The organism is Gordonia sp. HS-NH1, assembly GCF_001418765.1.
GTDB lineage: Bacteria > Actinomycetota > Actinomycetes > Mycobacteriales > Mycobacteriaceae > Gordonia.
Genome location: NZ_LIYC01000055.1, coordinates 1 through 20,955 on the forward strand (window position 1 = coordinate 1; position 20,955 = coordinate 20,955).

Here is a 20,955-nt window from a genome sequence, read left to right on the forward strand (position 1 = left end):
ATTTTGCAACAGCCCGATATGTCGCTCGGCGCGCTGTGGCGGGTGGTTCCAGCAGGGGTGCCCCAGCAAACCTGTTGAGCCGACAGCCGTCGGGGGCGACCATGTCCGCATGACTTCGAACGGCGGTACTCCGGTGGACGCGGCATCGCCGCTCTCGTCCTTGACGCGCAAACCCGAGCGGGCAGCCGACCGTGCGTTGCTCGACGCCCTGCTCGACGAGGCGAAGGTCGGGACCCTGGGCACCGTCGTCGACGGCCTCCCCTGGTCGGTGCCGATGCTCTTCGCGCGGGACGGCGACTCGATCGTCCTGCACGGATCGACCGGGGCGGGTGCCCTGCGGCACGTGGCGGCGGGCGCGCCGGTGACCTTCACGGTGTTCGTGTTGGACGGGCTGGTCGTGGCCGACACCCTCTTCGACCATTCGGCGAACTACCGGTCGGCCGTCGTACGCGGTGTGCCCGAAGTCGCCGACGATGCCCAGGCGGCATTGGAGATGTTGTCGGACAAACTCATTCCCGGTCGGGTCGCCGAAGTCCGGTCGACGACGCGCAAAGAGCTGGCGGCGACCGTCGCACTGCGTCTGCCGATCGTCGACGGACAGTGGATCGCGAAGGCGCGGACCGGTGGACCTGGTGGGGAGTCGGCGGAGTGGACCGGCGTCGTCCCCGTACGGACGGTCTACGACGCCCCGGTGACCCACAGCGGGCAGACGCCGCCCGATTCGGTGCGGGCGCTCGTGGACCCGTCGCGGGATGTTGGCTGAAGTGACCGGGAGGGACCGGAGAAGCGCAACCAGCGGATAGGGGTGTGACCCGCTGGTTGCGCGTCCGGTGACCGCGTCGTGGGCTGGGCGAGGTCGTCGAAGCCCGGCCGGCGCAGTCGGTCTTCGCGCGGCGGCGTCAGTGGCCGCGCAGTCGGTTCATCGCTCACACACGGTGAGGCCGTTACGCGCGAACGCGACTCATTTCTGGCGCAGCAGGAACCGTTGGATCTTGCCGCTCGGGGTCTTGGGCAGGGCGTCGACGAAGTGCACGGTGCGCGGATAGGCGTGCGCGGCGAACCGCGTCTTGACCAACTGCTGCAGCTCGGTTTCGAGAGCATCGGTGCCCTCGCCCCCGTCCGCGAGGACGACGAACGCCTCCAGGACCTCGCCACGGAGCTCGTCGGGACGGCCCACGACGGCGACGTCGACGATCGACGGGTGGGTGATCAGGACGCTCTCGACGTCGAACGGGCCGATCCGGTACCCGGCCATGATGATCACGTCGTCGTCGCGTGCGGTGAAGAAGTAGCGGCCCTCGTCGTCCACCCGTCCGGTGTCGCCGGTCAGGTACCAGCGGCCGTCGGGGGAGAACCGCTGCTTGGTCTTCTCCGGGGCGTCGAGGTAGCCCGAGAACCACATCAGCGGGCTGGCCGGGACGTCGATGGCGATCTGGCCGTCGACGACGCCCGCGGCGAAGCCGGGCATCGGCCGGCCCATCGAACCCGGGACCAGGGTCTCGTGGACCGACTCGTGCCAGTGGTTGTTGATGAACATGCCGTGCTCGGTCTGGCCGTAGTGGTCGCGGACCTCGGTGCCGATGGCGCCCAGCGCCCAGTCGATGACGTCAGGGGTCAGGGGTTCACCGGCCGAGGATGCCCGGCGCAGCGAGAACCCGGAGATGCGCGAGTCCTTGCTGAGCGAGCGGTAGACGGTCGGTGCCGCCGCGAAGTTGGTGACGCCGAGGTCGCCGAGGATCTTGGCGGTGAGTTCGGGGGTGAATCCGGCGTGCAGCAGCAGATTGCGCCGCCCGGCCGCGAGCGGGCCGAGCACACCGTAGTACAGCCCGTAGGCCCAGCCGGGGTCGGCGGCGTTCCAGAACACGTCGTCGGCCTGGACGTCGAGACCGAAGTGCATGTAGGCGACGAACGAGGCGAGCGCCTTGACCGGCACGGGAACGCCCTTCGGCGCACCGGTGGTACCGCTGGTGAAGAGCAGGATCAACGTCCCGTCGCCGCCGACCGCGACCGACTCGGTGACCGCGTCGTGCGAGGCGATGAGTTCCTCGAACTGCTCGCCGGCGACCACCGTGGTGATGCCGTCGATCCCGGAGAGCTTGTCCGCCTGGCTCGGCTCGGTGATGACGACCTTCGCGGCACCGGCCTGCAGGCGCATCTCGATCGCGGGGGTCGCGAAGGCGGTGAACAGCGGGATGTACACCGCGCCGAGGCGAGCGATCGCCAGCAGCGAGACGACGAGCTCCTCGCGCTTGCCCATGAGGACGCCCACCGTGTCGCCGCGACCGACGCCCAGCTCCGCGAGAGCCGCCGCGAGTCGCTTGGACCGCTCGGCCAGCTCGCCGTAGGTGACGTCGGTGGTGACCGGCCGGACGTCGCCGGACTGGTGATCGCCGGTCTGCTCGACCTCGATCACGGTGAAGGCGACCGCGTCGGGATCGTGTCCGTCGACGAGAAGCGACGCGGCGTCGGCGTCGGGCGCCCCGTAGATCGCCAACCAGCGGTCGACCAGGTCGGTGGGGGTCGTGGTGGCCTGTGTCATCGTGAACCTCGCTCTTGACTGAGTAAGCTGAGTCACAGTGTCCTCCGCGGACGACTTCCTGGAACACCCTCCGAAGAGGGGGAGAGTGAGGTGAGATGCCCGAGCCGCTGAGCGGGATCGTCACCGACGCGCTGCGCCGGGTTCGCAGGTCCAGCGGGGTGCCGCTGGCCTTCGCGGGTGTCCTGAACGGGCCGTCGAACCTGCGTCTGCAGCATTTCGCCGGCTCGACGGTCGGAGCTTTGAGGGGGGTGTCGGTCGACGTCGGGCACGGGCTGGGCGGCAAGGTCGTGTCGCTGAACCGTCCGATGGTCGTCGACGACTATCTCCGCACCCCGCGCATCACCCATCGCTACAACACGATCATCGAGCGCGAGGGGTTGCGCGCCATGATGGCCGCGCCGGTGATCGTCGATCGGACGCCCGTGGCGGTGCTCTACGGCGCGCTGCACACCCCGGACCCGATCGGCGGACGGATGCTCGACGTCCTCGCCATGGGAGCCCGCACCGTCGAACACGAGATCGTCGCGTCGCGCGCGCGGCTCGAACACGCCGCCCGGGACGAGGCGGAGATGCGTGACCGGATGACCGCGGCCTACACACGACTTCGATCGCTGGTGGACACCGTCGACGACGACCGGCTTGCCGACGAGCTCGCCGCGATCACCGAGGTCCTGGTCGCGGCGAACCCGACAGCGCGGACGCAGGTGGATCTGACGGGGCGCGAGCAGGACGTGATCTCCCTTGCCGCACTGGGATATTCGAATGCGCGGATCGCCGAGACGCTCGGGGTGACCGTCTACACGGTGAAGGGCTACATGAAAGATGCGATGCGCAAGCTCGGGGCGTCGTCGCGGCTGGAGGCCGTGGTGACCGCCCGCAGCGCGGGTCTCCTGCCCTGACGACCTCCGCTCCCTGAGGAGCGAGCTTGCGAGCGTCACGAAGGGTCTCGCAACCCCGTCGGAGGGTTGATCCGCGCGCGGAGGGGTAACACCGCGTTCCATGCGAACACTCTCGGTGGCACTGCTGACCGCCGCTCTGCTCGGAACACTCATCGTCGCCGCGCCGGCAACGTCGACGGCGGCACCCGCCGAGACGTGTGGCACCGAGCTCCGCCCCGCCGACCGGGAGCGGCTCGTCGCGCTCAGTACCTATGAGCGTGATTCGCGAGACCTGCCCCTGTTACAGCTACGACGCAACGTCACGAAGCTGTACGGGATCGTGGACATCCTCACCGAACGTCGCGACCGCCGCGGGCTCTTCGCCCTGGGACTTGCCGCGGTGGAACGCGACGCGGTGATGCCCCTGCAGAACAACCCGCGCGTCTTCCAGACCCCGCAATGGGCCCCGGTGATCAGCCTCGAACTCCTCAACCGGTTCCTCGACGCCGTGCGCGGCGAGTTCGGGGGTGGTCCGGTCGCATCCCAGTGGCGGCACTACTTCGACATGGCCGCCGACTGCGCCGTCCCGGGTCAGCGGGTGGCGATGGCCGGGTACAACTCGCACATCACGGTCGACCTCGCCTACGCGACGGCCGCCTCCCGCGCGACGCCAGGAAACGCGCGTGACTTCTTCTTCATCGTCGATGCCATTGCAGCGCACGGGAACTCGATCGTGACATCCACACTTCGGGAGTACGGCGTCGACCTCGGACCGATCTTCCGGTTCTACACCGTCGGGGAGGGCCTCGACCGTGTGGCCGGCGCCGGCCGGGCCACCGGGCCGATGCTGCGAGCCGCCGACGTCGGCTACAACGTGCTCACATTCCGCAACGGCCTCGCGCTCCAAGACGGCCGCGCGGCCGCCGGTGCGCGTGGCGATGTCCGCGCGCTCTGGAACACCGGGGAGACCGCGCTCACCGCGTTCCAGCGTCTCGGCCTGATCCGGTGACCGGCGGGACACTGTGCCCGGACGCCCTCGGCACGTGGTGGTGACCCGGCGGAATAACTTTCCGATCGCCGCAGTTGTACCCCGCGACGGTGACGGACTCAATGCCCCGGGTCCCACCCTTTTGCCGCTTCGAGCGGCCTGTTTGCCGAGAGGCGCACTGACCGGCACCGTCCCACAACACGCCGAAGCCGCCGATCCCTCAGGGTCGGCGGCTTCGGTGTTGTCGGACCGGTTCGTCCCGGTTCAGTGATCCCGCAACTTCTCGATGAGCTCGTCCTTCTTCAGATCCGAGTAGCCGGACAGGTCGAGTTCCTTGGCGCGCTTCTTGAGTTCGTCGACGGTCCAGTCCTCGTAGGAGCCGGACTTTCCGCCGCTCTTGCCGACGTCCGAGCGCGAGCTGTTGGCGGCGGCGTTGGCGATGCGCGCGGACTTCTCCTTCGAGTTCCCCTCGTCGCGCAGCTTCTCGTAGAGTTCGTCGTCCTTGACCGAGGGTCCGGGGTCCTTCTTGTTCTGTGCCATGGTCGACCTCCTCGTGATCGAACGTGAGTGGTGGTTCCTCTTCGGTGTGCCCGCGCGCCCGCGGCGCGAAACAAACCTGGGCAGTGCGACACGACTGAATATCAATAGTGGACGACGTCCACTCCCAGTGGACCGACGATCGACCTACGGATAAGGTTGTGACGATGTGTTCCGGCGATGCCGCGGTGCGTCGCTTCGCCCGCGGACACACGTCGCACACGTACCCCGAACAACGCAGTTGCGGAAGGAAGAGCGCATGTCGCAGACAGTCAAGGGAGTCATCTCGCGCAGCAAGAAGGCGCCGACGGAGGTCGTGGACGTGGTGATCCCGGACCCGGGCGCACGCGATGTGGTCGTGGCGATCAAGGCATGCGGTGTCTGCCACACGGACCTGGCCTACCGCGAGGGCGGCATCAACGACGAGTATCCGTTCCTGCTCGGGCACGAGGCCGCGGGTGTGGTCGAGTCGGTCGGTTCCGACGTCACCCATGTGGAGGTCGGGGACTTCGTCGTCCTGAACTGGCGTGCGGTGTGCGGGCAGTGTCGTGCCTGTAAGCGCGGACGCCCCTGGTACTGCTTCGACACCTTCAACGCCAGCGTCCCGATGACACTGACCGACGGCACCGAACTGACCCCGGCGCTGGGTATCGGCGCGTTCGCCGAGAAGACCCTCATTCACGAATTGCAGTGCACCAAGGTCAATCCCGACACCGACCCGGCCGTGGCCGGGCTGCTCGGCTGCGGTGTGATGGCCGGTATCGGCGCGGCGATGAACACCGGCAACGTCGGTCGTGGCGACTCGGTCGCGGTCATCGGCTGCGGAGGTGTCGGTGACGCCGCGATCGCCGGCGCCCGCCTGGCCGGTGCGACGACCATCATCGCGATCGACCGTGATGCGTCGAAGCTCGAGTGGGCGAAAGACCTCGGTGCCACCCACACCATCGACGGCTCGAAGGTCGACGACGTGATCGCGGCGGTGCAGGAACTGACCGACGGCAACGGCGCCGACGTCGTCATCGACGCGGTCGGCCGCCCGGAGACCTACAAGCAGGCCTTCTACGCCCGCGACCTCGCCGGCGTCGTCGTGCTCGTCGGTGTGCCGACCCCGGAGATGACCCTGGAGATGCCGCTCGTGGACTTCTTCTCCCGCGGCGGTGCGCTCAAGTCCTCGTGGTACGGCGACTGCCTGCCCGAGCGAGACTTCCCGATGCTCATCGACCTCTACGAACAGGGCCGCCTGCCGCTGGACAAGTTCGTCACCGAACGCATCGGCATCGACGACGTCGAAGCGGCGTTCTCGGCGATGGAGGCCGGCAAGGTGCTGCGTTCGGTGGTGGAACTCTGATGTCTGATCTGCGCATCGACAACGTCGTCACCTCGGGCACCTTCAGTCTCGACGGCGGAACCTGGGACGTCGACAACAACGTGTGGCTCGTCGGCAATGACGACGAGGTGATCATCATCGACGCCGCGCACTCGGCGAAGCCGATCCTCGACGGCGTCGGCAACCGCACGGTGAAGGCGATCGTGCTGACGCACGGCCACAACGACCACGTGACCGTTGCCCCGGAACTGTCGCAGGCCACCGGCGCGCCGATTCTGCTGCATCCCGGCGACGACATGCTCTGGAACGACACTCATCCCGATGTCGCGCACCAGGACCTCGAGGACGGCCAGAAGATCGGGGTCGCCGGTACCGAGCTGACGATCATCAACACCCCGGGCCATTCGCCGGGCTCGTCGGTGATCCATCTGCCCGAGGCGAAGGTGCTGTTCTCCGGCGACACCCTGTTCCAGGGCGGGCCGGGCGCGACGGGTCGCTCGTACTCGAGCTTCCCCACGATCATCGCCTCGATTACCGAGAAGATCTTCACCCTCGACCCCGAGACGAAGGTCTACACCGGCCACGGCGACGGCACGACCGTCGGCACCGAGGCCCCTCACCTGGAGGAGTGGATCAAGCGGGGTAGCTGACCGGCGACTGCGTGAAGGCGGCACCAGGATCTGTGAGTCGTCGTGTGCGGGTAGCGTGCGGCCATGAAGTGGGTGCGGGCGGCCTGGGTGGTCTTGGGAGTGCTCGGCGTCGCGTTCGCGGTGTGGAACGCGTTCGAACCTGCTGGCTGGTCGTCGATGTCGTGCGGCAAGATCGGCGAACTGGATGAGCCTGGTGTTCGCGCAGACGCGACGTGTGATGACCCGGTGTGGTTCGTGTACGGCGCATGGCCGCCGGTGACTGTCGGTGTCTTGCTGAGTGCCGCACCTGTTGTCGCCGCGCTGGTGATGCGCTGGTGGGTGTCGTGGCTGGCGGTAGCGGCGCTGGCGGGTGCGACCGTCTACGGGGTGGGGCATTGGACCGGCTTCTGGGGGCTGCTGATGGTCGGCGGCGCCCCCATGACGGTGGCCGCAATTGTGATCGCGGCATCCCACCTCGGCGTGACGGCGTACCGCGACTCGCGGCGTGCGACAACTGCCGAGTTCGCACACCAGGACGCCCGGTAAGTGCTCTGTGATGCAACGGGTTTCGTCGTCAGTGACGAAGTGTTGCGGGTTCTTGATCGGACTGTTCCCGTTGAGGCGCACGCCGGACGCGGGTTTGTCGGGCCGCTAGTGTTAGTCTCAATAACAACATCAGTCACTTGAGCACCACGATCCGGAGTTCGGAATGCCCTTGCCGTACCGCCGCGGCCCCCACCGACGCCTCGGCATCCGAACCGCGCTGACCGCGGCGGCGATTGCCGTCGCGCTGGTCGGCGGACTCGCCCAGTCCGGCGTGGCCCGGGCAGCGGACGGGTACCCGTACGTGAATCTCGGTGACAGCTACAGCGCGGGCGCATCGGTGTTCCCCCAGGCGACGAGTGCGGCAACCTTCTGCTCGAACTCGCTGGTCAACTACTCCAGCCTCGTCGCCAAGCGACGCGGGACCCCGGTCGCCGACGTCAGTTGTGCGGGCGCGACGACCGAGAATCTGACCAAGTCGCAGTACCGGTGGCAGGGACCGCAGATCAGCGCGTTGGGGCCGGCCACCCGCTTGGTCACCATGACGATCGGCGCGAACAACAACGGGCTGTTCAACGACTCGACCTCGGCCTGCCAGCAGGCCTGGCTGTCCGCGCCGTTGTCGGCCACCCCGTGCCGCGAGGAGTTCGGCACCTCGTTGGTCGACAAGATCAACACCTCGACCTACCCCGACCTCGTGAACGCGTTGCGCCGCATCGACCGCGCCGCGCCGCGCGCCCGCGTCCTCCTCGTCGGGTATCCGCAGATCTTCCCGGCCAGGGGCACTGCGCTCTGCTCGGCGTCGTTGCTCACCGCGCCCGGAGATATCGGATACCTGCACCGGGTCTTCGCCGCCCTCGACGACGCCATGCGCCGCGCCGCTGCGGCCACGGATGCGACCTACGTCGACATGACCAAGGTCTCCGCCGGCCACCACGCCTGCGCGGGCGATCAGCGATGGGTCGAACCGACGTTGGGTGCGGTCAGCTTCCCGGCGATGCACGCCAACACACGAGGCCAGCAGGCGATGGCAGACCAGGTCGCAGCCGCACTGCGCTGAGCGACCGCGTCGAGAACTTGCTAGCCGTGTGTGGGCACCACGCACGGCGGGGGCAAATGTAGTGAATCTGGAGACCCGACAGCTCCCCGGATTGTCCAGGGACGGCGCTCAGGATTTTCTCAGGGGTCGGAGCTCGGGCGCCGATCCGCAGGCGTAACGTCGCGCGAATGAGCGATTCCGCGGTCCGCAACATCGACCACCCCGATCAGGCGCCGGTACCCCGTAGCCGCATCGTGGTCGCGTCCATGATCGGGACGAGCATCGAGTTCTTCGACTTCTACATCTATGCGACGGCCGCGGTCCTGGTCTTTCCAGTCCTGTTCTTCCCCAAGGGCGACGACACCGCGGCGCTGCTGTCGTCGTTCGCGACCTTCGGCCTCGCGTTCGTGGCGCGGCCGATCGGCTCGATCCTGTTCGGCCACTTCGGAGATCGGGTCGGGCGCAAGGCGACGCTCGTCGGCTCATTGCTCACCATGGGAATAGCGACCTTCGTCATCGGCCTGCTGCCCACCTACGACTCCGTCGGCTACCTCGCGCCCGCGCTGCTGGCGCTCATGCGCTTCTGCCAGGGTCTCGGTCTGGGCGGAGAGTGGTCTGGCGCAGCGCTTCTCGCGACGGAGACCGCGGAGAAGGGCAAACGCGCGTGGGCGGCCATGTGGCCGCAGCTCGGCGCACCGATCGGCTTCTTCTTCGCCAACGGCACCTTCTTGCTGCTGATGCTCGGGCTCGACTTCGACGCCTCGTCCTCCGGCTCCGACCATGCGTTCATGACCTGGGGCTGGCGAATCCCGTTCCTGGCCAGCGCCATCATGGTGGCGGTGGGGCTGTACGTCCGGCTGAAGCTCACCGAGACGCCGGTCTTCGCCAAGGCTGTCGCCGACGGCAAGAAGGTCAAGGCTCCGCTGGCCGAGGTCGTGAAGACCAGCTGGCGCCCGCTCATCGCCGGCACGTTCATCATGGTCGCGACCTACACGCTGTTCTACATCGTGACCACCTGGGTGATCTCCTACGGCACCGGCAAGGTGACCGACGAGTCAGGCGTGAAGCTCTCGATCAGCTACGTCGACTTCCTTCAGCTGCAGCTCGTCGCGGTCCTCTTCTTCGCCGCCTGCGTGCCGATCTCGGGGCGCCTCGCCGACCGGTACGGCCGTCGCGCCTTCCTCATCGTGATCACCGCGGCGATCATCGTGTTCGGCCTCTGCTTCCAGTGGCTGCTCGACCCGTCGTCGATGACCGACGGCATGATGCTGTTCTTCCTGATCCTCGGAATGACGCTGATGGGTCTCACCTTCGGGCCGATGAGCGCCATCCTGCCCGAGCTGTTCCCGACCAACGTGCGCTATACCGGCTCGGGAATCGCCTACAACGTCGCATCGATCCTCGGCGCCGCCGTGGCCCCGTTCATCGCCACGTGGATCGTCGCGGACTACGGCGTCGGCTGGGTGGGTGTCTACCTCGCCATCGCCGCCTGCGCCACCATGATCGCGCTGCTCAGCGTCAAGGAAACCAAGACCGTCGACCTCACGGAGGTCTGAGCCGCGCCCGCGGCGGGCTTGGAAGGCGTATCGCTGTCGGATGCGCCGCGTTGCGGCACACTGACCGTGGATGCCGTGCGCATCCGGGGCAGCTGGATGATCCGGGCACGATCGGTGGCGGAGGTTGGTCTGTGAGTGGTTCGGCTCGGAGGTCGGCGCCGTCGTCGCGGACTGACCCCGGACGATGACAGCGCGGCGTCCGACGGGAGCAGTGTTCAGTTCCCTGCGCAATTATCGGATGGCCTACCTGCGCCCCGACGTGGTTGCCGGGCTGACGGTGTGGGCGGTCCTGGTACCCGAGGCCCTGGCGTACGCGACCATCGCCGGTGTGCCGGCGGTGGTGGGTCTGTATGCCGCTGTCCCGGCGCTGGTGCTCTACGCCGCCGCCGGCAGCTCACGTCATCTGGTGGTCGGGCCGATGTCGGCGACCGCTGCGTTGTCCGCGGCGACCGTGGGCCCGATCGCCGGAGACGATCCGCAACTCTTTCTCGCCACCACTGTCGCACTGTCGATCACCGCCGGGCTGGCCGCGCTTCTCGCCGGCGTCCTGCGGATGGGGTTCATCGCCTCGTTCATCTCCGAGCCGGTCCTCAAGGGATTCATCGTCGGGCTCGCGCTGACCATCATCATCGGTCAGGTCCCGAAGCTGTTCGGCGTCCCGAAGGGCTCGGGAAACTTCTTCGAACAGGCCGGTTCCTTCCTCACCCATCTGTCGGAATGGAACTGGCGCACCACGATCATCGGCGTGACCAGCCTGGTTCTGGTGTTGACGATCCGGCGGTGGCTGCCGCTGGTTCCCGGATCACTGGTGGCGGTCTTGGGCGGTATCGGGGCCGTGTGGCTGTTGGGTCTCGATGACTCCGGTGTCGACATCGTCGGTCAGATCGATCCCGGCCTGCCCGAGCTGGGTCTGCCGTCCGGGATGTCGATGGATCAGTACCTCGAACTGGTGGGACCCGCGGCCGGGATCGTGCTGATCGGTTTCGCCGAAGGCCTCGGCGCAGCCAAGACATACGCCGCCAGAGCCGGATACACCGTCGATGCCAACCGTGAGCTCATCGGTCTCGGGGCCGCGAACGTCGGCTCCGGTTTGTGCTCGGGGATGGTCGTCAACGGCAGCTTGTCGAAGACAGCTGTCAACGGGGGTGCCGGCGCGAAGACACAAGCGAGCGGGCTCGTCGTCGCCGTACTGACCGTCCTGACGCTGATGTTCCTGACCGGTCTGTTCGAGAAACTCCCCGAGGCGACTTTGGCCGCGGTGGTCATCGCGGCGGTGGTCGAGCTCGTCGACCTCGCTGCGTTGCGGCGCCTGTACCGGGTGTGGACGGGCCGATTGGGCACGATCTACGGCCGCGCCGCTCGCGCCGACTTCATCGCCGCCCTCGTCGCGTTGTTCGGTGTTCTGGTCTTCGACACCTTGCCCGGCCTGATCATCGGCATCGCCGCGTCCATGCTGCTGCTCCTCTACCGGGTCTCGCGGCCGCACGTGGCGACCGTGGTCAAGGACGGAACCCGCTGGGTGGAGGCCACCGACGAGGCGGACCCCCGGCACGTCGAGGGCGTGACGGTCATCCGCGTCGAAGCGGGATTGTTCTTCGCCAACGCCGACACCGTGCGCGATCGGATCTCCGACCTCGCCACCGGAGACACCCGCGCCATCGTCCTGGACGCCGAGACCTCACCCTTCATCGACGTCAGTGCCGTGGCCATGCTCGTCGAACTCCACGATGCGCTGTCCGGCAGAGGTATTCAGTTCACCATTGCCCGTGAGGTCGGACAGTTCCGGGACGTCATCGGCACTGCCGCGCCGGACAGTGCGCTGCAGGTCTTTCCGACCGTTGCCGAGGCGCTGACCGCTCAGGCGCGGGGGCGACCCGGTCCAGCGACACCGCCAGACCCGAACGATCCCTAGATACGTGTCGCGGGACGGGGCACGCACTGTCGGGGGTTCCGCGTGACTCTTCATGCGGTGCCGGTCGATTCGGGTGCAACGGTGCCGGTGCTTTGGTTAACTGGCTGCGGACGATACCGCTGACCAGAGGTGCGTGGATGAGCCGTTATGACGAGCTGGCCGATGCCGAATTCGACCGCGGATTCCCGACCTCGGAGACGATCGAGACCCTGCGTACGGAGCTGGTTTTCCAGCGCGCGGTCCAGAGCTACCTGTGGTCGCTTCCGGCCATCAACATCTGGGCGATGAAGGAGGGTTCTGAGCGACAGTTCGGGGCCGGCTATCACGTGTTGCCGATCTGGCAGGAACGGATCGATGCCGCCACCCTGGTGACCACTCCGAACTTCGACGTCGTCTATGCGATGGGCTATCTCGACCTGCATGAGTACGGTCCGCTGGTGGTCGAGGCGCCCCCTGGCGTGCAGGGAATGTTCGACGACTTCTGGCAACGACCGATCGTCGGACCGACCATCGACGGACATACGTGGAAAGGTGACGTGGGTCTGGCCGGCCCGGATGCCGGTGCCGGGGGCACATATGTGCTGTTGCCGCCGGACTACGACGGACCCGAACCCGAGGACGGTTTCGTCTACCGTTCCCGTACTCACAACGTGTTCCTGTTCTGGCGGGCCTTCTTTCAGGATCCCGACGATCTGACGGCAGCCGTTGCCCGGATCAAGGACACCGTGATCTACCCGCTGGGGGCGAAGGGTGACGCCCTGCCGATGCAGTTTCCGCATGCTTCGGGCGTTCCGGTCGACCTGCTGTTCCCGTCGGACGGCGCGTATTTCGACATGCTCGACCGGTTCATCCAGGCCGAAGCCGTCGACCCCTGCGACCTGGACATGCGCGGATTCTTGCACACACTCGGCATCGAGAAAGGGCGCCCATTCCAGCCCAGCCCAGGTGATCGCGAACTCCTCGACCGGGCGGCGCGCACCGCGTTCAAACTGAGCAAGGTGACGATCACCAGTCTGCTCGCCCTCGAACCAGGCGGTACGTACTACCCAGACAGGCCGTGGATCAACACTTTTGCCGGGGAGAACACCGAGTTCCAGTCCAGCGGTACGTTCACCAACCTCGAGCAGCGCACGGGATTCTTCACCTCCGCGTACTCCGACTCTCCGGGCATGGTGGTCAACGTCGTCGACAAGGGAGCCAAATAACCAGCCACGCTTCGTGATTCGAACGGCGACTGGCTCGACGGCGCGAAGTCATACCGGCTTCACCTACCAGCCAACCTACCGGCTGCGTTGTTCTGGTCAGTGGCCATCTACGACAACGTGACCGCCTCGGGCCTCGACAACGGCCAACGGTTTCCCTCGATCAACACCATGGACAAACCCACACCGAACGCCGACGGTTCACACGACATCCACTTCGGACCGGACACCCCGCCCGGTGCCGACAGCACCAACTGGCTGCGGACGGTGCCCGGGAAGGGCTACTTCGTGATCCTGCGCCTCTACGGACCAGGCCAAGCCTTCTTCGACCACACCTGGGTACCCGGCGACATGACACCCATCGACTGAGACTGACGCTCACCTGCTGAGTCATTGCAAGGCGGCCTCGCGGCCGGAAATCCGATTCCAGCGGCTGACTTCGGGCCCGAGATATCGCCGCCGCCAAGAGTGGTACTCGCAGTGATTCGCCAACGGTCCTGGTCTTCGCGCGCTGGTGACGGGAATGGGAGAGCGTCGAAACCCGTTGTGTTCCGTGTGTACGACTCCCTAGCGCCCGCCTGCTATATCGCTGACTGCCGCCGCAGTGCCACACATTGGGGCCGTGTGACCCCGAGCGGGACCTCTCCGGAGATGTCGGTACCGCTGTGCGGCGAACATAACGTCTCCGACCTGATCAGCACGTGCGCGTCCTGATCTGACGAACCGCGCGCTCCCTGGTCCAGACGAGCGCGGTGTCGCGTGCGAACGCACGTTGTGTGCGACCTCGGGTTCGCTCCGCGATACTCGGGCCGGTTTGGTGACTGGTCAGCAGATGCGACGACCCGGTGATCGAGTACGCCCGAAGTGCTCGCGAGGTGATCGGTACGACTCGTCACGCACCGAGCCGGATTGTCGGACGCCCGGCGTACCGTCGAATGGGTGAATGCTCGTCCGACAGGTGGTGAGACGGCGTGAGGCTGATCGATGTCGTCGAGACCTCCGCCGACGTCGCACGCGATCGGTCGCGGACCCGCAAGACGGCGGTGCTGGCCGACGCGCTGACCGCGGCGACAGATGTGGAACTCCCGATCGTCGTCGCCTGGCTGTCGGGCGAGATACCGCAGGGCAGGCTCGGCGTCGGTTGGCGGTCGCTATCGAAATTGATGGCGCCACCGGCCGATTCGCCGACGCTGGAGGTCGCTGCGGTCGACGCCGCGCTCGGTGAACTCGCGTCGGCGTCGGGCCCCGGTTCGACGAAACGTCGTGGCGAGATCATCGCGTCCCTGTTCGCCGCGTCGACCGAAGCCGAACAGAAGTTCCTGGTCGCACTGCTCACCGGCGAGTTGAGGCAGGGGGCTCTCGCGGGTGTCATGACCGACGCGATCGCGAAGGTCACCGGGCAGGATCTGACGCTGGTGCGCCGGGCGAACATGCTGACCGGTTCGCTGCCGGAGACCGCGGCGCTGGCCCGGTTCGGCGCCGACGCGCTGGCCGGGGTCGGCCTGCAGGTCGGGCGCGCCGTCGAACCCATGCTCGCGACACCCGCCGAGGACCTCGACTCCGCGCTGGCTCTCCTCGGACCCGACCTCGTCGTCGACTACAAACTCGACGGAGCGCGCATCCAGGTGCACCGCAAGGGAACCGAGATCTCGGTGTTCACCCGCACGCTGCGCGACGTGACGGCCAACGTGCCCGACCTCGTCGCGGTCATCGCCGCGTTGCCGTGCGACTCGGTGATCCTCGACGGGGAGACGCTGATGCTCTCGGACGACGGCCGGCCCAGATCCTTCCAGGACACGATGAGCCGATTCGGTTCCGGACCGACCGCCGCCGGCGAACCCGAACGTCTGCTCAAGCCGTTCTTCTTCGACTGCCTGCACCTCGACGGCACCGACCTCATCGACCGCCCCCTGTCCGAGCGGCTCGCGGCGATCGACTCGATAGCCCCGCACCTGCGGATCCCCGCGGTGACCCGGCCGGACCTCGAGGAGGCGCGCCGACACTTCGACGCCGCGATGGCCGACGGACACGAGGGCGTGATGGTGAAATCGCTCGACGGCCTGTATGTGGCCGGCCGCCGCGGAAAGGCGTGGCAGAAGGTCAAACCGACGCACACGTTCGATCTGGTGGTGCTCGGTGCCGAGTGGGGCTCGGGGCGGCGGTCGGGATGGCTGTCGAACCTGCACCTCGGCGCCCGTGATCCCGAGACGGGTGAACTCGTGATGGTCGGGAAGACGTTCAAGGGTCTGACCGACGAGCTGCTTCGCTGGCAGACCGAGGAGTTCCCGAAGCACGAGACGCACCGGGACTCGTACACCGTGTACCTGCGTCCCGAGATCGTGGTCGAGATCGAACTCGACGGTGCTCAGCGCAGTTCGCGGTATCCCGGCGGCGTCGCGCTGCGCTTCGCCCGCGTGGTGCGCTACCGGCCGGACAAGACACCCGGGCAGGCCGACAGCATCGAGGCGATCCGCGCGCTGCTGAAGTGACCGGCCTGACCGGCTGGAAACCACCCGTGGGAAACGGACAGCCGACGATATGTCGCCGGCTCGCGTCCACGGGGTGGATTTCGGCGGAGGTCCGGGGTCAGATCAGCGACAACTGTGCGACCGGGGTGGTGGTGGGTCGGTCCGAACCACCGGGCGGTTCCACGGTGAACGCGAGGGTCGAGGCGGAGTTGATCCCGGACAGGACGGCGGTGGTCACCGGTTCGACGTCCTTGTCGGTCATCGTGCCCGCCGAGCGCGGACCGTCCGGCCCGATGAGCCACATCTGATAGACGGTCCCCGGCTGGGGCGGCGGGACCGAATCCATCACCAGCACACCGGTGTCCGCCGACTTCGCGAGATAGACGGTGACCTTCCCGGTCGCGACCGGACCTCCCGTCGACCGTAGGTCTTCCGCGGAGAAGACCTGCTCGGCGGGTGAGGCCAGCGGCCGCACCTCCGGTTCCGGCGAACTCGACTGTCCGATGACCCACCCGGCGGCACCGATGGCGACGGCGAGTACCGCCGCGGCGGCGAGATACGTCCAGCGACGTCGTGGTCGTCGGTCATCCTGTTCGGACTCGGCGGCAATCGACGTGGAGTGCTGCTGTGGGACAGACGATTCCCGGGCAGCGGGCCCGGATGTGGGCGTCTGGTCGGACGTCTCGACGGTCCCCGCGCCGACGGACGGGTCGGCGTGCGGTTCCGTGGTGTCCGGCGCATCGAGACCGGCATCGGCACGAGCGGCGGAGAGGATGCGGTCGCGCAGGGTCGGCGGGGGCGGGGTCGCGGTGGTCTTGCTGATTGCGGCCATCGCCTCGCGCGTCGCGCGGACCTGCTTGTCGAACAGGGTGCGGAGATCCTGCGGCGCCGCCGCGACCCGAGTGTGGACGTCTCGCAGTTCGTCGTCGGACAGTGCATCGAGCGCGACGAGCGGGGCCATCTCCAACAACTCGGCAGCGTCGGGATCGAGATGGTCGGTCATCACGTACCTCCTGCCGTCGTCGTCGACCTGAATGGGTGGTCCACCGGGCTCGCCCGCCGGTGGGCGGGTGTCACGTGCCCGCGCGCGTCCGGGGACGAGGGGGCCGCGGCAAGAAGTATGACGTGCGCTCCTGGTACTCGCGGTATCCGGGCCGTCGGCTCATCGACTTCTCGAGCAGGCGGGCACCGGTGGCGTAGACCAGGAAGTAGGTCATCGCGAGCGGCGACAGCACCGTGAGCACGCCCGGCCACGCGCTCGCGACGATGAGCCAGAGCCCCCACCAGACGCACGAGTCGCCGAAGTAGTTGGGGTGCCGCGTCCACGCCCACAGACCCCGGTCCATGATCGTGCCCCGGTTCGACGGGTCGGCCTTGAACGCGCGCAACTGCGCGTCGCCGACCGCCTCGAAGGACACGCCGAGCACCCACACCAGCGTGCCCAGGATCATCACCGGCAGGAGGCCGGCGGACTCGGTCACCGCCGACACCTGCAGCGGTAGCGAGACGAACCATTGCGACGCCCCCTGGACTCCGAAGATCTTGCGCGCGACGGTACCGAGGCCGGTACCACCGGATCGTTCCAGCAGGTCCACGTATCGCGGATCCTCGCCCTTGCCCGCGGACTTGGCGTGCATGTGCCACGACAACCGCACGCCCCACACCGTGACGAGGACGGCGAGCAACCAGTTGCGCAGCGGGTCACCGCCGCCGAGCAGCAGACCCAGCCAGGCCACGCCGACGAATCCGAGCCCCCAGGCGACATCGACGACGTTGTAGCGGCCGATGCGGTGACCGACGGCGAAGGTGGCGGCCTGCAGTACCGCGAGGAACACCAGGCTCGCCACCGTGATCGTGAGGAAGCCGGACCATCCGGTCATCGCGGTGACCGGCCCGTCGGACCGTCACCCGTGCCGGCGGGTTCGCGGGTGAAGAGGAGCTGGTGGACGTCGAGGTACCCGGACCGGAAGCCCGCCTCGGAGTACGCGAGATAGAACTGCCACATCCGCAGGAAGGTCTGGTCGAAGCCGAGGCGCAGCACCTCGTCGGCGTTGCCGCGGAAGCGTTCGCGCCACAGTCGGAGCGTCTCCGCGTAGTGCCGGCCCATGGCACCGGTCTCGGTGAGGCGTAGGGAGGTGGAGCCGGCGGCGACCGCTCGCAGACCGGGAATCGACGTCAGTTGTCCGCCCGGGAAGATGTACTTGTGCACCCAGGTGTAGGTGTTGCGAGAGGCCATGAGCCGGTCGTGGGGCATCGTGATCGCCTGGATGGCGACGCGTCCTCCCGGTGCGAGGACCCGATCGATGGTCTGGAAATAGGCCGGCCAATACCTCTGGCCGACGGCCTCGATCATCTCGACCGACACCACCGCGTCGTAGGTACCGTCGACCTGGCGATAGTCGAGCAGGTCGATCTGCACGCGGTCGGCGTGGCCGGCTGCCTCGACCCTCGTTCGTGCGAGGTCGCGTTGCTCGGAGGACAGGGTCACCGATCGGACGGTGGCGCCGCGCGCCGCGGCGCGCAGGCACAGTTCTCCCCATCCGGTGCCGATCTCGAGCAGCCGGGTGCCGGGCCCGACTCCGGCGAGGTCGAGGAGCCGGTCGATCTTCCGATGCTGTGCGGTGGCGAGGTCGGACCATGCTGGCCGGTCCGAACCCCGCAGCGGCTGGTCGAACAGAGCGCTCGAGTAGCTCATCGTGTCGTCGAGGAAGGACGCGAACAGATCGTTCGACAGGTCGTAGTGCCGGGCGATGTTGCGGCGCGTGTTCGCAGCCGTGTTGTGCTCGGACAGTGGATGTTTCGGGAGCGCGGCGGCCCGAAACCACTGCAGCGGCCGCGGGACGAGATCGCCGGGGCGTTCGGCGAAGGCGGTCAGGACGCCGACGAGGTCGTCGGTGGTCCAGTCGCCGGCCATGAACGCCTCGCCGAATCCGATGAGTCCCCCGAACCCGATCCGGCGCCAGAGTGCGTCGGGGCGGCGGACGATCATCCGCGGCTGCACGACGGAGTGACGGAGTCCTCCGAGAGCGCCATCCGGGTATTCGATCCGGATGTCGAGACGGTCGGTGGCCCGGCGGAACAGATGCTCGGCGGCCCGGGCGCGCGTGGACACCGTTCGTCCCACGGGCGGGGCGGCGACGTCGGGCCAGCGCGTGCTGTCGACGGACGCGTGGTCGGGTAGGCCGGGGTGGCGGATGGGGATGCTCATCGAACCTTCTCCTCAAGTGCGATGGTGGTGGAAACGGGGTGGTCGGGTCGGGGGACAAGGGGCAGACGGCGCGCCCAGAGGGCGATTCCGTGACGGCGGATCCGCGCGGCGACGACGATGGGTGCCAAGGGCGTTCGCAGCTGCGCGGACAGGACGGCCCGGGGTGTCGCGGGCGTCGTCGTACCCGACAGGGACGCGACGAACGGGCGGTGGCCGGGACGTTCGAGGGTGACCGACAGCGCGACGTGCCGCCCGGCCGGCTCGGGCAGCCAGAGGCGGTATCGGCCGTCCACCGGGTTGAACGGCGAGACGTAGAACTCCTTGTCCACGTCGGCCCGGCCGGCGGCGTCGGTGTGCACGACGTAGCAGTGCCGCTGCCCATAGGTGTTGTGGACCTCGGCGACGACGTAGACGAGCCGGCCGTCGGCGTCGTGGCACCAGAAGACGCTCAGCGGATTGAACACATAACCGGCCACTCGCGGTGACAGCAACGCGGTCACCCGTCCGGCCGGTGGCTCGACGCCCGCCCCACGCAGGTGCGCGTCCAGCCGATCCCGAAGTGTCGCACCGGGAGTGGCGGGCTCGGGAAAGTGGTCGTCGGGGCGGAAGCGGGCGAACGGACGCAACGCGCGCGGCAGCGTGGGGAGGGTGTCGAGGTCGATGAGCCACGACGTGGTCCGGTAGGTGAACGCGTGTCGCAGCGGCGTGATCCGCGAGTGCCCGATCTCGGCGTCGACGAGTGCCGGCAGGGCCGGTGCGGTCGATGTCGTGGAAAGGGGTCTTTCCGTCGGCGCGGTGCTCATGCCGGCACCGGCGGGGTGGTCTGCTCCCAGCTCACCCCGAGACGCGCCGCCGCACGGGCGCCCGACGCCGCGCCGTCCTCGTGGAAGCCCCACCCGTGGTAGGCGCCGGCGAAAGCCAGCCGATCGGTCCCGATGTCGGCCAAGCGGGACTGCGCGGCAACGGATTCGGTGGTGTAGATCGGGTGCTCGTACTGCATCTCGGCGTGCACCGTCGACGGGTCCACGAGGTCCGTCCGACCAAGGGTGACGAGCATCCGCGGCGCGGTGTCGGGTAGACGCATCAGCCGGGTCAGGTCGTAGGTGACCGCGACCTCGGACGCCGACGAATCGTTGCGGATCTGGTAGTTCCACGACGCCCATGCCCGACGGGCCCGTGGCATCAGCGAGGTGTCCGAGTGCAGCACAGCAGGTTTCGGCAGGTACTGGATCGCGCTCAGGACTTCGCGCTGCTGGGGCGTCGGAGCGGCCAGCATCGACAACGCCTGGTGCGGATGCGTGGCGACGACCGCGGCGTCGAACATCTCGACCGGAAGCTCGCCGACGCCGACCTCGACGCCCGCATCGGTGGTCGCAAGATGCCGGACGGGCGAACCACGACGAATCCGCCCACCACGTGCGACGATTCCGTTGGCGACCGCCTCGACGTAGCGGATCGACCCGCCGGCCACCGTTCGCCAGGTGGGCGAACCGAAAACGGTGAGCATGCCGTGATGCTCGAGGAACGCGAACAGGTAGCGCGCGGGATAGTCCGCAGCGGTCTGCTCATCGCACGACCACACCGCGGCCACCAGTGGCAGCAGGAAGTTGTCGCGGAAGTAGTCGGAGAAGCCCTCGCGCTCGACGAAGTGCGCGAGAGGCACGTCGGCTCGCGGGTCGTCGAGCACGCGATGTGCCGCGCGGTGGAACCGCACGACCTCGCCGAGCATCACCAGGTAGCGCCCGCGGGTGAGATTGCGCGGAGTCGGGAACAGTCCCGACGCCCCGAGCGCGCCCGCGTACTCGAGGCCGGTGACCGTCGACGACACCGACATCGACATGTCGGTGTCGAGGGTGGCCACACCCAGCTCGTCGAACAACCGGATCAGCGTCGGATAGGTGCGGTCGTTGTGGACGATGAAGCCCGAGTCGACGGCCAGCGGACCGGACGGCAGGTCGAGCAGATGCGTGTGCGCATGACCACCGAGTCGCGAATCCGCCTCGAACAGTGTCACCGTCGCCTGCGTGGACAGGACGTGGGCGGCGGTCAGGCCCGCAACTCCACTGCCGATCACGGCGATGGATCTCGGCCCCTCGTCGGGGCCGGTCGTGAGTGTCATGCCCGCTGTT

The 20,955-nt window shown here is 67.8% G+C and carries 18 protein-coding genes and 1 pseudogene; 12 read left to right on the forward strand and 7 right to left on the reverse strand.

Going from position 1 to position 20,955, the window contains the following annotated elements; translation table 11 throughout:
* The first annotated feature begins 109 nt into the window (after window positions 1–109).
* Window positions 110–763, forward strand: coding sequence for a pyridoxamine 5'-phosphate oxidase family protein (locus AMD30_RS22485; RefSeq protein ID WP_055477174.1), 654 nt, complete (start codon window positions 110–112; stop codon window positions 761–763).
* A gap of 198 nt (window positions 764–961) precedes the next feature.
* On the opposite strand, the gene AMD30_RS22490 is transcribed toward AMD30_RS22485, so the two are convergent.
* On the reverse strand, window positions 962–2,539 hold the full coding sequence (locus AMD30_RS22490; protein ID WP_055477175.1) for an AMP-binding protein: 1,578 nt from the start codon (window positions 2,537–2,539) through the stop codon (window positions 962–964).
* Between the two features lie 95 nt (window positions 2,540–2,634).
* Here AMD30_RS22490 and AMD30_RS22495 point away from each other — a divergent pair, with 95 nt between their 5' ends.
* Both AMD30_RS22495 and AMD30_RS22500 read left to right on the forward strand, forming a co-directional pair.
* A complete protein-coding gene (locus AMD30_RS22495; protein WP_055477176.1) occupies window positions 2,635–3,438 on the forward strand; it encodes a helix-turn-helix transcriptional regulator in 804 nt (267 codons plus the stop codon).
* 100 nt (window positions 3,439–3,538) lie between these two features.
* On the forward strand, window positions 3,539–4,426 hold the full coding sequence (locus tag AMD30_RS22500; RefSeq protein ID WP_055477177.1) for a DUF5995 family protein: 888 nt from the start codon (window positions 3,539–3,541) through the stop codon (window positions 4,424–4,426).
* 243 nt (window positions 4,427–4,669) lie between these two features.
* Here the strand turns inward: AMD30_RS22500 and AMD30_RS22505 are convergent, their stop codons facing one another.
* On the reverse strand, window positions 4,670–4,945 hold the full coding sequence (locus AMD30_RS22505; protein ID WP_010844697.1) for a DUF7218 family protein: 276 nt from the start codon (window positions 4,943–4,945) through the stop codon (window positions 4,670–4,672).
* 256 nt (window positions 4,946–5,201) lie between these two features.
* Between AMD30_RS22505 and AMD30_RS22510 the strand changes: the two genes are divergently transcribed.
* From AMD30_RS22510 to AMD30_RS22545, 9 genes and pseudogenes are all read left to right on the forward strand, one after another.
* Entirely contained in the window at window positions 5,202–6,290 is a 1,089-nt protein-coding gene (locus tag AMD30_RS22510) for an S-(hydroxymethyl)mycothiol dehydrogenase (protein ID WP_055477178.1), read from the forward strand.
* Window positions 6,290–6,919 (forward strand): MBL fold metallo-hydrolase, encoded by a 630-nt coding sequence (locus AMD30_RS22515; RefSeq protein ID WP_055477179.1) that lies wholly within the window; start codon window positions 6,290–6,292, stop codon window positions 6,917–6,919. Before AMD30_RS22510 ends, AMD30_RS22515 begins: the two co-directional genes overlap by 1 nt.
* 63 nt (window positions 6,920–6,982) lie before the next feature.
* Entirely contained in the window at window positions 6,983–7,444 is a 462-nt protein-coding gene (locus tag AMD30_RS22520) for a hypothetical protein (protein ID WP_055477180.1), read from the forward strand.
* A gap of 163 nt (window positions 7,445–7,607) precedes the next feature.
* Entirely contained in the window at window positions 7,608–8,501 is an 894-nt protein-coding gene (locus AMD30_RS22525; RefSeq protein ID WP_055477181.1) for an SGNH/GDSL hydrolase family protein, read from the forward strand.
* A gap of 167 nt (window positions 8,502–8,668) precedes the next feature.
* A complete protein-coding gene (locus AMD30_RS22530) occupies window positions 8,669–10,036 on the forward strand; it encodes an MFS transporter (RefSeq protein WP_055477182.1) in 1,368 nt (455 codons plus the stop codon).
* 184 nt (window positions 10,037–10,220) lie between these two features.
* Window positions 10,221–11,948 carry a SulP family inorganic anion transporter gene (locus AMD30_RS22535; RefSeq protein WP_055477183.1) on the forward strand — a complete coding sequence of 576 codons (1,728 nt, stop codon included), beginning with the start codon at window positions 10,221–10,223 and terminating at the stop codon, window positions 11,946–11,948.
* A 137-nt stretch (window positions 11,949–12,085) separates the two neighbouring features.
* Window positions 12,086–13,153 (forward strand): DUF1254 domain-containing protein, encoded by a 1,068-nt coding sequence (locus tag AMD30_RS22540; RefSeq protein WP_231632824.1) that lies wholly within the window; start codon window positions 12,086–12,088, stop codon window positions 13,151–13,153.
* 18 nt (window positions 13,154–13,171) lie between these two features.
* A pseudogene (locus AMD30_RS25575) lies at window positions 13,172–13,519 on the forward strand (DUF1214 domain-containing protein); the annotation flags it as partial.
* 602 nt (window positions 13,520–14,121) lie between these two features.
* Window positions 14,122–15,639 carry an ATP-dependent DNA ligase gene (locus AMD30_RS22545; protein WP_055477184.1) on the forward strand — a complete coding sequence of 506 codons (1,518 nt, stop codon included), beginning with the start codon at window positions 14,122–14,124 and terminating at the stop codon, window positions 15,637–15,639.
* A gap of 97 nt (window positions 15,640–15,736) precedes the next feature.
* Here AMD30_RS22545 and AMD30_RS22550 read toward each other — a convergent pair whose 3' ends face one another.
* The 5 genes from AMD30_RS22550 to AMD30_RS22570 form a co-directional block, all read right to left on the reverse strand.
* A complete protein-coding gene (locus AMD30_RS22550; RefSeq protein ID WP_055477185.1) occupies window positions 15,737–16,621 on the reverse strand; it encodes an anti-sigma factor in 885 nt (294 codons plus the stop codon).
* Window positions 16,622–16,691: 70 nt separating this feature from the next.
* Window positions 16,692–17,498, reverse strand: coding sequence for a DUF1295 domain-containing protein (locus tag AMD30_RS22555; protein ID WP_055477186.1), 807 nt, complete (start codon window positions 17,496–17,498; stop codon window positions 16,692–16,694).
* On the reverse strand, window positions 17,495–18,826 hold the full coding sequence (locus AMD30_RS22560) for a class I SAM-dependent methyltransferase (protein WP_055477187.1): 1,332 nt from the start codon (window positions 18,824–18,826) through the stop codon (window positions 17,495–17,497). The genes AMD30_RS22555 and AMD30_RS22560 overlap by 4 nt, the downstream gene beginning before the upstream one ends.
* Entirely contained in the window at window positions 18,823–19,629 is an 807-nt protein-coding gene (locus tag AMD30_RS22565; protein ID WP_055477188.1) for a DUF1365 domain-containing protein, read from the reverse strand. Before AMD30_RS22565 ends, AMD30_RS22560 begins: the two co-directional genes overlap by 4 nt.
* Complete coding sequence (locus AMD30_RS22570) at window positions 19,626–20,945, reverse strand: NAD(P)/FAD-dependent oxidoreductase (RefSeq protein ID WP_197282834.1); 1,320 nt, start codon at window positions 20,943–20,945, stop codon at window positions 19,626–19,628. The genes AMD30_RS22565 and AMD30_RS22570 overlap by 4 nt, the downstream gene beginning before the upstream one ends.
* Window positions 20,946–20,955 lie beyond the last annotated feature (10 nt).